This window comes from Pseudomonas sp. NPDC089422 (assembly GCF_044749405.1).
GTDB lineage: Bacteria > Pseudomonadota > Gammaproteobacteria > Pseudomonadales > Pseudomonadaceae > Aquipseudomonas.
The window spans coordinates 72,284-85,366 of the sequence record NZ_JBIVHW010000002.1; the positions used below are offsets into that span (position 1 = coordinate 72,284).

Below are 13,083 nucleotides of genomic sequence, written 5' to 3' on the forward strand. Positions count from 1 at the left end.
TCGAAGGAGGGGCGTCGTTGCAGGGCAGTCTACAGGAGTCGGCCGGCAACGGTTTATTCCAGACGGCGGATAGTCCTATGATGGGCAACGCTTCCGAGGAGTATGCGCATGCCGTTGCCAACGCTGAAAGACCAGTTTGCCGCCTTGATCGCCGCGCCCTCGGTCAGTTGCACCCAGCCTGCACTGGACCAGTCCAATCGCCAGGTCATCGACCTGCTGGCCGGCTGGCTGGGCGATCTGGGCTTCAGCTGTGACATCCAGCAGGTCAGCCCCGGCAAGTTCAACCTGCTGGCCAGCCGCGGCAGCGGCCCTGGCGGCCTGGTGCTGGCGGGGCATAGCGACACCGTGCCTTACGACGAACAGCTGTGGTCCAGCGACCCGCTCAAGTTGACCGAGGCCGATGGCCGCTGGGTCGGCCTGGGCAGCTGCGACATGAAAGGCTTTTTCGCCTTGATCATCGAGGCGGTGATCCCGCTGCTGGAGCACGCTTTCAAGCAACCGCTGCTGATCCTCGCCACCTGCGATGAAGAAAGCTCCATGTCCGGCGCCCGCGCCCTGGCCGCAGCCGGCCAGCCGCTCGGCCGCGCGGCGGTGATCGGCGAGCCCACGGGCCTGCGGCCGATCCGCATGCACAAGGGCATCCTCATGGACCGCATCGATATCCTCGGGCGCAGCGGCCATTCGTCCGACCCGAGCCTGGGCCACAGCGCGATGGAGGCCATGCACGAGGTGATGGGCGAGCTGATGGGCCTGCGCCGGCAGTGGCAGGCAACGTTCCGCAACCCGCAGTTCAGCGTGCCTACGCCCACCCTGAACTTCGGCTGCATCCATGGCGGTGACAACCCCAACCGCATCTGCGGCCAGTGCGCCCTGGAGTTCGACCTGCGCCCGCTGCCAGGCATGGATGTCGAACAGCTGCGCGCCGCCATTCGCGGCAAGCTGCAGCCGGTGGCCGAGCGCCATGAGGTGCGCATCGACTACGCACCGCTGTTCCCTGAGGTGCCACCCTTCGAGCAGGCTGCCGATACCGAACTGGTGCAAGTGGCCGAGCGCCTCACCGGCCATCGCGCCGAAGCGGTGGCGTTTGGTACCGAAGCGCCTTATCTTCAGCAGCTGGGTTGCCAGACCATCGTGCTGGGCCCCGGCGACATCGCCTGCGCCCACCAGCCTGGCGAATACCTTGAAATGTCACGAATCGAGCCTACCGTGCGTCTATTGCGTGACCTGATCCGGCACTATTGCCTGAATTAAACGTCCACCCTGTTGATTCGTACTTGCCTAGAGGAGACCGCGCGTGACCGCAAGCCTGTTCCGACGATGATCCTGAACGCCGTGTGATTCACCGTTCTCCGTCCACTTTATCCACAGGCCCTGTCATGCCCGAATACGTCAACTGGCTACGTCATGCCTCCCCGTACATCAATGCCCATCGCGACTGCACCTTCGTGGTCATGCTCCCCGGCGACGGGGTTGAACACCCGAATTTCGGCAACATCGTCCACGACCTGGTGCTGCTGCACAGCCTGGGTGTGCGCCTGGTGCTGGTGCATGGTTCGCGCCCGCAGATCGAGAGCCGCCTGGCTGACCGCGGTCTGACCCCGCACTACCACCGGGGCATGCGCATTACCGATGCAGCCACCCTGGACTGCGTGATCGATGCAGTCGGCGCCTTGCGCCTGGCCATCGAGGCACGCCTGTCGATGGACATCGCCGCCTCGCCGATGCAGGGCTCGCGCTTGCGCGTGGCCTCCGGCAACCTGGTTACCGCACGGCCGATCGGCGTACTTGAAGGGGTGGACTACCACCACACCGGCGAAGTGCGTCGGGTCGACCGCAAGGGCATCAGCCGCCTGCTCGACGAGCGCTCCATCGTGCTGCTGTCGCCGCTGGGCTACTCGCCCACCGGAGAAATCTTCAACCTGGCTTGCGAAGACGTCGCCACGCGCGCGGCCATCGAGCTGGGCGCCGACAAGCTGCTGCTGTTCGGTGCCGAGCCAGGCCTGCTGGATGAAAACGGCAAGCTGGTGCGTGAGCTACGCCCGCAGCAGATCGCCCCGCACCTGGCGCGCCTGGGCAGCGATTACCAGGGTGAGCTGCTGGATGCCGCCGCCGAGGCCTGCAAAGGCGGCGTGGCACGTAGCCATATCGTCAGTTATGCCGAGGACGGTGCGCTGCTGACCGAACTGTTCACTCGCGAAGGTGGCGGTACGCTGGTGTCGCAGGAGCAGTTCGAAGTGGTGCGTGAGGCGACCATCGACGATGTCGGTGGCTTGCTGGAGCTGATCAGCCCGCTGGAAGAGCAGGGCATTCTGGTGCGTCGTTCGCGCGAAGTACTGGAGCGTGAAATCGAGCAGTTCAGTGTGGTCGAGCGTGAGGGCATGATCATCGCCTGTGCGGCGCTGTACCCGATTGCCGATTCGCAGGCGGGTGAACTGGCGTGCCTGGCAGTGAATCCGGAGTACCGCCATGGCGGGCGCGGGGACGAGCTGCTCGAACGCATCGAGGGGCGGGCGAAGCAGATGGGGTTGAATACCTTGTTCGTGCTTACCACGCGGACTGCGCACTGGTTCCGTGAACGCGGATTTGCGCCTAGCGGCGTGGAGCGCCTGCCGGCCGCGCGGGCTTCGCTGTACAACTACCAGCGCAATTCGAAGATTTTCGAGAAATCCCTGTAAACCGGCGCCGGCCTGTTCGCGGGCTTGCCCGCGAAGATCCCGAACAAGAAACGCCGCCCCCAGGGGCGGCGTTCTTGCTTACACGGTATGCAGATACCAGTTGTACTCGAGGTCGGAGATCGAGTGCTCGAACTCCTCCAGCTCGCTCTCCTTGCACGCGACGAAGATGTCGATGTACTTCGGATCGATGTACTTGTTGAGGATCTCGCTGTCGTCCAGCTCGCGCAGGGCATCGCGCAGGTTGTTCGGCAGGCTCTGCTCCAGCTGCTCGTACGAGTTGCCTTCGATCGGCTCACCCGGCTCGACCTTGTTGGTCAGGCCGTGGTGCACGCCGGCCAGCACGGCAGCCATCATCAGGTACGGGTTGGCGTCGGCACCGGCTACGCGGTGTTCGATACGCACGGCGTCCGGCGAGCCGGTCGGCACGCGCAGGGCCACGGTGCGGTTGTCCAGGCCCCAGCTCGGTGCGTTCGGCACGTAGAACTGTGCACCAAAGCGGCGGTACGAGTTGACGTTCGGGCAGAGGAAAGCCATGGACGCGGGCAGGGTCTCGAGCACACCGCCGATAGCGTGACGTAGCGCGGCGTTCTGCTCGGGATCCTCGCTGGTGAAGATGTTGTTGCCATCTTTGTCCAGCACGGAAATGTGAACGTGCAGGCCGTTGCCGGCCTGGCCCGGATAGGGCTTGGCCATGAAAGTGGTGTCCATTTCATGGTCGTAGGCAATGTTCTTGATCAACCGCTTGAGCAGCACCGCGTAGTCACAGGCCTTGAGCGGGTCGGCGACGTGGTGCAGGTTGACTTCGAACTGCGCCGGGGCGCTTTCCTTGACGATGGCGTCAGCCGGAATGCCTTGCTCTTTCGCGCCTTCCAGGATGTCCTGCAGGCAGTCGGCATATTCGTCGAGGTCGTCGATCAGGTACACCTGGGTCGACTGTGGGCGCTTGCCCGAAATCGGCGAGCGTGGCGGCTGCGGGCGGCCGTTCACGTTCTCCTGGTCGATCAGGTAGAACTCCAGCTCGAACGCGGCGCAGATGGTCAGGCCCATTTCGGTGAACTTGCTCACCACCTGACGCAGTACTTCGCGCGGGTCGGCGAAGAACGGTTCGCCTTCGAGTTCGTGCATGGTCATCAGCAGCTGCGCGGTCGGGCGCTTCTGCCAGGGTTCGTTGGAGAGGGTGCCGGGGATCGGGTAGCAGATGCGGTCAGCATCGCCGATGTCCAGGCCCAGCCCGGTGCTTTCGACGGTGGAACCGTTGATGTCCAGGGCGAAGAGGGAGGCAGGCAGGTTGATGCCCTTCTCGTAAACCTTGTGGAGGCTGGTGCGCTCAATGCGCTTGCCACGCACCACACCATTCATATCTGCAATCAGAAGGTCAACGTAGAGAACCTCAGGATGTTCCTTAAGGAACGCGTTCGCTTCGTTAAGCTGAACGGCACGCGGGGGTACCGACATGATGCAACACCTTTGTTGTTAAAAATATCAATCAAGGGGGGCTTGCAGGACCAGTCAATCGAAAAGACAAACTGATGTCAAGCCAACCCCATGATGCCTCGAAATGGCACATCGACGGCAGATTTGCTGCATATCGGGGCGTGCCATTATCCGCTATTTCCCTCGCAAAGGGCTATCTCCGACACGCCGTGTTTTATTTTTTACGGAGGTGTTGTGTAAAAAATTTAACAAGGCTAAGCTCGGACTCAACCCAGAACACAATAATACGAGGGTCACATGGTCCGCTTGTCGCGACCTGAACGCGCTGCCTGCGCAGTGCAGTCGGGTATCCCTGCCGTTCCCGCACGCATCGGTCGAGCTGTGGCCTGCATGGCCGCAATAATTGACGCTTTGCGCCTGTGGACCACACCTCGTAACGCTTTTTCGTTGCTCTTCTCGTATTTCTGCCCTTTGATCCCACTGCGGACACGCTTGATTTCAGTGTATCCACAGTGCGCCTGCGCGTGGGTTTTTGCTTTAGCAATCTACTCCCTCCAGAATCAGAGCGCGGACCACCTTACCTCCTGAGGTATTTATGAGTAACAACCTCGACCAGCTCACCGATTGGTTGAAAGAGCACAAGATCACCGAAGTCGAATGCCTGATCAGCGACCTGACCGGCATCACCCGCGGCAAGATCTCGCCGACCAACAAGTTCATCGCCGAAAAAGGCATGCGCCTGCCCGAGAGCGTGCTGCTGCAGACTGTGACCGGCGACTATGTCGACGATGACATCTATTACGACCTGCTCGACCCGGCCGACATCGACATGATCTGCCGCCCCGACCAGGACGCGGTGTTCCTGGTGCCGTGGGCCATCGAGCCGACCGCCCAGGTGATCCACGACACCTACGACAAGAAGGGCAACCCGGTCGAACTGTCGCCGCGCAACGTGCTGAAGAAAGTCCTCAAGCTGTACGCCGACAAGGGCTGGCAGCCGATCGTCGCGCCGGAGATGGAGTTCTACCTGACCAAGCGCAGCGAAGACCCGGACTTCCCGCTGCAGCCGCCGGTCGGTCGCTCTGGGCGCCCGGAAACCGGCCGCCAGTCGTTCTCGATCGAAGCCGCCAACGAATTCGACCCGTTGTTCGAAGACGTCTACGACTGGTGCGAACTGCAGCGCCTGGACCTCGACACGCTGATCCACGAAGACGGCACGGCGCAGATGGAGATCAACTTCCGTCACGGCGACGCCCTGCACCTGGCCGACCAGATCCTGGTGTTCAAGCGCACCATGCGTGAGGCCGCGCTCAAGCACAACGTGGCTGCCACCTTCATGGCCAAGCCGATGACCGGCGAGCCAGGCAGCGCCATGCACCTGCACCAGAGCGTGGTCGACGTGGCCACCGGCAAGAACATCTTCAGCAATGCGGACGGCAGCATGAGCGAGCTGTTCCTGCACCACATCGGTGGCCTGCAGAAGTTCATCCCCGAAGCGCTGCCGCTGTTCGCCCCCAACGTCAACTCGTTCCGCCGCTTCCTGCCCGACACTTCGGCGCCGGTGAACGTCGAGTGGGGTGAGGAGAACCGCACCGTCGGCCTGCGCGTACCGGATGCCGGCCCGCAGAACCGTCGCGTCGAGAACCGCCTGCCGGGTGCCGATGCCAACCCATACCTGGCCATCGCTGCCAGCCTGCTGTGCGGCTTTATCGGCATGGTCGAGGGCATTGACGCCAGCGCGCCGGTCCAGGGCCGTGGCTACGAACGCCGCAATCTGCGCCTGCCGCTGACCATCGAGGACGCCCTCGAACGCATGGAAGTCAGCCGGGCGCTGGAGCAGTACCTGGGCAAGAAATTCATCACTGGCTACGTCGCCACCAAACGCGCCGAGCACGAGAACTTCAAGCGCGTCATCAGCTCCTGGGAGCGTGAATTCCTGCTTTTCGCTGTCTGATCAACCCTGAGGCCGCCGCTGCGGCCGCCGGAAAATGGAGAGGCACATGAGCGTCAACAACCCGCAAACCCGTGAATGGCAAACCCTGAGCGGCGAGCACCACCTTGCACCCTTCTCTGACTACAAGCAGTTGAAGGAGAAGGGGCCGCGCATCATCACCAAGGCGCAGGGTGTGCATTTGTGGGACAGCGAGGGGAACAAGATCCTCGACGGCATGGCCGGCCTGTGGTGCGTGGCGGTCGGCTATGGCCGTGAAGAACTGGTGCAGGCGGCAGAAAAGCAGATGCGCGAGCTGCCGTATTACAACCTGTTCTTCCAGACCGCTCACCCGCCAGCCCTGGAGCTGGCCAAGGCGATCACCGACGTGGCGCCGGAAGGCATGACCCATGTGTTCTTCACCGGCTCCGGCTCCGAAGGCAACGACACCGTGCTGCGCATGGTTCGCCACTACTGGGCGCTGAAGGGCAAGCCGCACAAGCAGACCATGATCGGCCGCATCAACGGCTACCACGGCTCCACCTTCGCCGGTGCGTGCCTGGGTGGCATGAGTGGCATGCACGAGCAGGGCGGCCTGCCGATCCCGGGCATCGTGCATATTCCACAGCCGTACTGGTTCGGCGAAGGCGGTGACATGAGCCCGGACGAGTTCGGCATCTGGGCAGCCGAGCAGCTGGAGAAGAAGATTCTCGAAGTTGGCGAAGACAACGTCGCCGCCTTCATCGCCGAGCCGATCCAGGGCGCCGGCGGGGTGATCATTCCGCCGGAAACCTACTGGCCGAAGGTCAAGGAGATCCTGGCCAAGTACGACATCCTGTTCGTCGCCGACGAAGTGATCTGCGGTTTCGGCCGCACCGGCGAGTGGTTCGGCTCAGACTACTACGACCTCAAGCCCGACCTGATGACCATCGCCAAGGGCCTCACTTCCGGTTACATCCCCATGGGCGGTGTGATCGTGCGTGACAAGGTGGCCAAGGTGCTCAGCGAGGGCGGTGACTTCAACCACGGTTTCACCTATTCCGGCCACCCGGTGGCGGCTGCGGTGGGCCTGGAGAACCTGCGCATCCTGCGTGACGAGAAGATCGTCGAGAAGGCGCGCACGGAAGCGGCACCGTATTTGCAAAAGCGTTTGCGAGAGCTGCAGGACCACCCGCTGGTTGGCGAGGTTCGCGGCCTGGGCATGCTCGGCGCGATCGAGCTGGTCAAGGACAAGGCGACCCGCAGCCGTTACGAGGGCAAAGGTGTCGGCATGGTGTGCCGCAACTTCTGCTTCGAGAACGGCCTGATCATGCGCGCGGTGGGCGACACCATGATCATTGCGCCGCCGCTGGTGATCAGCCATGCCGAAGTGGATGAACTGGTGGAAAAGGCGCGCAAATGCCTCGATTTGACGCTGGAAGCGATTCGATAATCATTTGCTAGGCTAGCGATGTGACATTAAGTCGTTACAAGTCCCTGCTTTCCTTGAAACAGAGCCTTGTAACTTGCCAGACTAGCGGTTGTTTCAGTCGCCGCGCGCTCTGCACCGTGGGTTCTGGCTGCTGGACAGTTGCTAACATAAAAATTCTGGAGCATTACGCATGAATAAAATGGGCAAAACGTTGCTGGCCGCCTCCCTGATGGGTGCCATGGCTACCGCTGTTCAGGCTGACGACACTGTGTTGAACGTCTACAACTGGTCTGACTACATCGCGCCGGACACCATCGCCAAGTTCGAGAAGCAGACCGGCATCAAGGTCAAGTACGACGTCTTCGACAGCAACGAAACCCTGGAAGCCAAACTGCTGGCCGGCAAGTCGGGCTACGACATTGTCGTGCCGTCGAACAACTTCCTGGCCAAGCAGATCAAGGCTGGCGTCTACGAGGAGCTGGACCGCTCCAAGCTGCCTAACTGGAAAAACCTCGACAAGGACCTGCTCAAGGCCGTTGGCGACGCCAGCGACAAGGACAACAAGCACGCCTTCCCTTACATGTGGGGTTCGATCGGCATCGGCTACAACCCGGAGAAGGTCAAGGCCGCACTGGGCGTGGACAAGATCGACTCGTGGGACGTGGTGTTCAAGCCTGAGAACATCGCCAAGCTCAAAAGCTGCGGCGTGAGCTTCCTGGATGCCCCGACCGAAATGCTCCCGGCCGCGCTGCACTACCTGGGCAAGCCGACCAACAGCACCAGCAAGGAAGACCTCAAGGCCGCCGAGGACCTGTTCCTCAAGGTCCGTCCTTCGATCACCTACTTCCACTCGTCCAAGTACATCGGCGACCTGGCCAACGGCAACATCTGCGTGGCCGTCGGTTATTCGGGTGACGTCGAGCAGGCCAAGGCCCGCGCCCACGAAGCTGGCGACAAGGTCAAAGTGGACTACATCATTCCGAAAGAAGGTGCCGGTACCTTCTACGACATGGTCGCCATCCCTAAAGATGCCGAGCACAAGGAAGCTGCCTACAAGTTCATGGACTTCCTGATGCAGCCGGAAGTCATGGCTGAAATCACCAATGCCGTGCGTTTCCCGAACGGCAACGAGGCCGCTACTCCGTTGGTCGACAAGGCCATCACCAGCGACCCGAGCATCTACCCGCCAGCTGACGTGAAGAAACAGCTGTATGCCATTGCTGCACCGGATGCCAAGGTCCAGCGTGACATCACCCGTAGCTGGACCAAGATCAAATCGGGCAAATAACCCCGATGCGTGACCTCTGGGCCGGGGTTTTCCGGCCCAGAGCCAGTGAATGGCAATTGTTGATTGCGGCATCGAAGCTGCGAAGGTAAGTTGCGCGCCGGTTTTGCGTGCGCGGCAGCGCTTGCACCCAGTAAGTACGCCGTCACCCAGGCACTGATTGTGAGGACCACCCACTTGTCTATTTCTGTTTTACGCAAGGCCTTGATGGCTGGAGCGGGCCTGACGCTGGCATGCAGCGTCCAAGCGGCGCCTACGGTGCACTTCTACAACTGGTCGGACTATATCGGCCCGAACACCCTTGCGGACTTCGAGAAAGCAACGGGTATCAAACCCGTGCAGGACGTATTCGATTCCAACGAAACCCTGGAAGGCAAACTGCTGGCCGGCAACACCGGCTACGACGTGGTGGTGCCGTCCAACCATTTCCTTGGCAAGCAGATCAAGGCGGGCGCGTTCCAGAAGCTCGACAAGAACCTGCTGCCCAACTATTCCAATCTCGACCCGGCGCTGATGAAGCGCCTGGAAAAGAACGACCCGGGCAACCAGTACGCCGTGCCTTACCTGTGGGGCACCAACGGTATCGGTTACAACGTCGACAAGGTCAAGGCCGCGCTGGGCGTGGACAAGATCGACTCCTGGGCCGTGCTGTTCGAGCCCGAGAACATGAAGAAGCTCTCCAAGTGCGGTGTGGCCTTCCTCGACTCGGCGGACGAAATGCTCCCGGCGGTGCTCAACTACATGGGGCTCAACCCCAACAGCACCGACCCCAAGGATTATGCCAAGGCCGAGCAGAAGCTGCTGGCCGTACGCCCGTACGTGACCTACTTCCACTCGTCCAAGTACATCACCGACCTGGCCAACGGCGACATCTGCGTCGCGGCAGGTTTCTCGGGTGATGTGTTCCAGGCCAAGGCCCGCGCTATCGAGGCGAAGAAGGGCGTGAACCTGGCCTACGCCATTCCCAAGGAAGGCGGCAACCTCTGGTTCGATGTGCTGGCGATCCCCAAGGACGCCAAGAACGTCAAGGAGGCCCACGCCTTCATCAACTATTTGCTGAAACCTGAGGTTATCGCCCAGGTCAGTGATTACGTCGGTTACGCCAACCCGAACCCCAAGGCTGGCGACCTGATGGACCAGGCCGTGAGGACTGACGCTGCGGTTTACCCACCGCAGGAAGTGCTGGACAAGATGTTCGTGAACTCAGAGTTGCCGCCCAAGGTGCAGCGTCTGATGACCCGTAGCTGGACCAAGGTCAAGTCGGGCAAGTAATTATCCAGACCCGCTGCGGTACCTGGAGCACAGGCCGCGCGGGCACAAAAATCTTGTTGGGAGTTTCACTCATGGCAGTTGCCTCCGGTGCCTATAAAAAAGCCCTCGAGGGTGGCCAGCAACCCAAGCAGGTGCTGGTCAAGATCGACCGGGTTACAAAAAAGTTCGACGAAACGGTCGCCGTGGACGATGTGTCCCTGGAAATCCGCAAAGGCGAGATCTTCGCCTTGCTGGGTGGCTCCGGTTCCGGCAAATCGACCTTGCTGCGTATGCTGGCCGGCTTCGAGCGCCCGACTGAAGGGCGGATCTTCCTCGATGGCGTCGACATCACTGACATGCCGCCGTACGAGCGGCCGATCAACATGATGTTCCAGTCCTATGCGCTGTTCCCGCACATGACCGTGGCGCAGAACATCGCCTTCGGCCTGCAGCAGGACAAGATGCCCAAGGCCGAGATCGACGCCCGCGTGGCCGAGATGCTCAAGCTGGTACACATGACCCAGTACGCCAAGCGCAAGCCACACCAGCTCTCCGGTGGCCAGCGCCAACGGGTGGCCCTGGCCCGTTCCCTGGCCAAGCGCCCCAAGCTGCTGCTGCTCGACGAGCCGATGGGCGCGCTGGACAAGAAACTGCGTTCGCAGATGCAGTTGGAACTGGTGGAAATCATCGAGCGCGTGGGCGTGACCTGCGTGATGGTGACCCACGACCAGGAAGAGGCCATGACCATGGCCCAGCGTATCGCCATCATGCACCTGGGCTGGATTGCCCAGATCGGCTCGCCGGTGGACATCTACGAGACCCCGACCAGCCGTCTGGTGTGCGAATTCATCGGTAACGTCAACCTGTTCGACGGTGAAGTGGTCGACGACGCCGAAGGCCACGCGATCATTGCCAGCCCGGAACTGGAGCGCAAGATCTACGTCGGCCACGGCATCACCACCTCGGTGGAAGACAAGCACATCACTTACGCCCTGCGCCCGGAAAAAATGCTGGTCACCTCGCAGCAACCGACCTGCGAGCACAACTGGTCGCGCGGCAAGGTCCACGACATTGCCTACCTGGGCGGCCACTCGGTGTTCTACGTCGAGCTGCCAAGCGGCAAGGTCGTCCAGTCGTTCGTCGCCAACACCGAGCGCCAGGGCGCACGCCCGACCTGGGGCGATGAAGTGTACGTGTGGTGGGAAGACGACAGCGGCGTGGTACTGCGGTCATGAAACCTCGCAAGCTCAAGCGAGCCTTCCAGCGCCTTATCCCGGAGGGACGGCACCTGGTGATCGGCGTGCCGTTCATCTGGCTGTTCCTGTTCTTCATGCTGCCGTTCTTCATCGTGTTGAAGATCAGTTTCGCCGAAGCCGACGTGGCGATCCCGCCGTATACCGAGATCTACACCTACGTCGAAGACAAGATCCAGTTGGTGCTCAACCTGGCCAACTACGGCCTGCTGACCGAGGACGAGCTGTACATCTCGGCCTACCTGGGCTCGTTGAAGATGGCCTTCTTCAGCACCCTGCTGTGCCTGTTGATCGGCTACCCGATGGCCTATGCCATTGCCAACGCCAAGAAAGAGACCCAGACGGTCCTGCTGCTGCTGATCATGATGCCGACCTGGACCGCGATCCTGATCCGCGTCTATGCCTGGATGGGCATCCTCAGCAACAACGGGCTGCTCAACGGCTTCCTGCTGTGGACCGGATTGATCGATCAGCCATTGCAGATCCTCAACACCAACCTGGCGGTGTACATCGGCGTGGTCTATTCGTACCTGCCATTCATGATCCTGCCGCTGTTCGCCAACCTGGTGAAGCACGACCCTTCGCTGCTGGAGGCCGCTTCGGACCTGGGTTCGAGCACCTTCAACAGTTTCTGGAAGATCACCGTGCCGCTGTCGAAGAACGGCATCATTGCCGGCTGCATGCTGGTGTTCATCCCGGTGGTGGGCGAGTTCGTGATTCCTGAACTGCTCGGCGGCCCGGAAACCCTGATGATCGGTAAAGTGCTGTGGCAGGAGTTCTTCAACAACCGTGACTGGCCGGTGGCATCCGCCCTGGCGGTGGTGATGCTGGCGATCCTGATCGTGCCGATCCTGCTGTTCAACCGCAGCCAGGCCAAAGAAATGGAGGGCAGAGCATGAAGCGCTTCAGTTTTTCCAAGCTGATGCTGGTGCTCGGCTTGCTGTTCATCTACCTGCCGATGCTGATCCTGGTGATCTACTCGTTCAACGCCTCCAAGCTGGTGACGGTCTGGGGCGGCTGGTCGGTGAAGTGGTACGTCGGCCTGCTCGACAACACCCAGTTGATGGGGTCGGTGATGCGCTCGCTGGAAATCGCCTGCTACACGGCGGTGGCGGCAGTGGCGCTGGGTACCCTGGCGGCCTTCGTGCTGACCCGGGTCACCCGCTTCAAGGGCCGCACGCTGTTCGGTGGCCTGGTCACCGCACCGCTGGTCATGCCTGAGGTGATCACCGGTCTGTCGCTGTTGCTGCTGTTCGTGGCCATGGCGCAGATGATCGGCTGGCCGCAGGAGCGTGGCATCGTCACCATCTGGATCGCCCACACCACGTTCTGCGCAGCGTATGTAGCGGTGGTGGTGTCGGCACGCCTGCGTGAGCTGGACCTGTCGATCGAGGAAGCGGCGATGGACCTGGGTGCCAAGCCGTGGAAGGTGTTCTTCCTGATCACCATCCCGATGATCGCGCCGTCGCTGGCGGCGGGCGGCATGATGTCGTTCGCCCTGTCGCTGGATGACCTGGTGCTGGCCAGCTTCGTATCCGGCCCGGGCTCGACCACCTTGCCGATGGAAGTGTTCTCGGCGGTGCGCCTGGGCGTGAAGCCGGAAATCAACGCCGTGGCCAGCCTGATCCTGCTGTCGGTGTCGCTGGTGACCTTCTTCGTCTGGTTCTTCAGCCGCCGGGCCGAAGAGCGTCGTCGCAAGGCGATCCAGCAGGCGATTGAAGAGGGTGCGGCGGCCAACGCCTCGCAGCCACAGGTCAAGCGCCCGGCGCAGATGGCGGCTTCTGCCTGATAGCGGGCCTGTTCGCGGCGCCAAATCGCCGCGAACAGGCCCTTATACGCCCCTG

Annotated in this window: 10 protein-coding genes; 9 read left to right on the top strand and 1 reads right to left on the bottom strand. The window is 61.7% G+C overall.

The window, feature by feature from the left end; translation table 11 throughout:
- Window positions 1–108 precede the first annotated feature (108 nt).
- Together argE and argA are read left to right on the top strand one after the other, a co-directional pair.
- Entirely contained in the window at window positions 109–1,251 is a 1,143-nt protein-coding gene (argE, locus tag ACIPZ8_RS04040; RefSeq protein ID WP_400719849.1) for an acetylornithine deacetylase, read from the top strand.
- Window positions 1,252–1,376: 125 nt separating this feature from the next.
- Window positions 1,377–2,675 (top strand): amino-acid N-acetyltransferase, encoded by a 1,299-nt coding sequence (gene argA / locus ACIPZ8_RS04045; RefSeq protein WP_060513221.1) that lies wholly within the window; start codon window positions 1,377–1,379, stop codon window positions 2,673–2,675.
- Window positions 2,676–2,753: 78 nt separating this feature from the next.
- Here the strand turns inward: argA and ACIPZ8_RS04050 are convergent, their stop codons facing one another.
- A complete protein-coding gene (locus ACIPZ8_RS04050) occupies window positions 2,754–4,130 on the bottom strand; it encodes a glutamine synthetase family protein (protein ID WP_294335643.1) in 1,377 nt (458 codons plus the stop codon).
- A gap of 574 nt (window positions 4,131–4,704) precedes the next feature.
- On the opposite strand from ACIPZ8_RS04050, the gene ACIPZ8_RS04055 reads away from it, so the two are divergent.
- From ACIPZ8_RS04055 to ACIPZ8_RS04085, 7 genes are all read left to right on the top strand, one after another.
- Window positions 4,705–6,063: a glutamine synthetase family protein gene (locus tag ACIPZ8_RS04055; protein WP_400719851.1), complete on the top strand. Its 1,359-nt coding sequence runs from the start codon at window positions 4,705–4,707 to the stop codon at window positions 6,061–6,063.
- Between the two features lie 46 nt (window positions 6,064–6,109).
- Window positions 6,110–7,471 carry an aspartate aminotransferase family protein gene (locus tag ACIPZ8_RS04060; protein ID WP_400719853.1) on the top strand — a complete coding sequence of 454 codons (1,362 nt, stop codon included), beginning with the start codon at window positions 6,110–6,112 and terminating at the stop codon, window positions 7,469–7,471.
- Window positions 7,472–7,640: 169 nt separating this feature from the next.
- Window positions 7,641–8,738: a polyamine ABC transporter substrate-binding protein gene (locus ACIPZ8_RS04065; protein ID WP_400719855.1), complete on the top strand. Its 1,098-nt coding sequence runs from the start codon at window positions 7,641–7,643 to the stop codon at window positions 8,736–8,738.
- Window positions 8,739–8,912: 174 nt separating this feature from the next.
- Window positions 8,913–10,007: a polyamine ABC transporter substrate-binding protein gene (locus ACIPZ8_RS04070; RefSeq protein WP_110632729.1), complete on the top strand. Its 1,095-nt coding sequence runs from the start codon at window positions 8,913–8,915 to the stop codon at window positions 10,005–10,007.
- A 71-nt stretch (window positions 10,008–10,078) separates the two neighbouring features.
- Window positions 10,079–11,221, top strand: a complete 1,143-nt coding sequence (locus tag ACIPZ8_RS04075; RefSeq protein ID WP_400719857.1) for an ABC transporter ATP-binding protein — start codon at window positions 10,079–10,081, stop codon at window positions 11,219–11,221.
- A 35-nt stretch (window positions 11,222–11,256) separates the two neighbouring features.
- Entirely contained in the window at window positions 11,257–12,138 is an 882-nt protein-coding gene (locus ACIPZ8_RS04080) for an ABC transporter permease subunit (RefSeq protein WP_176507617.1), read from the top strand.
- Complete coding sequence (locus ACIPZ8_RS04085) at window positions 12,135–13,028, top strand: ABC transporter permease subunit (protein WP_400719859.1); 894 nt, start codon at window positions 12,135–12,137, stop codon at window positions 13,026–13,028. The genes ACIPZ8_RS04080 and ACIPZ8_RS04085 overlap by 4 nt, the downstream gene beginning before the upstream one ends.
- Window positions 13,029–13,083: the final 55 nt, after the last annotated feature.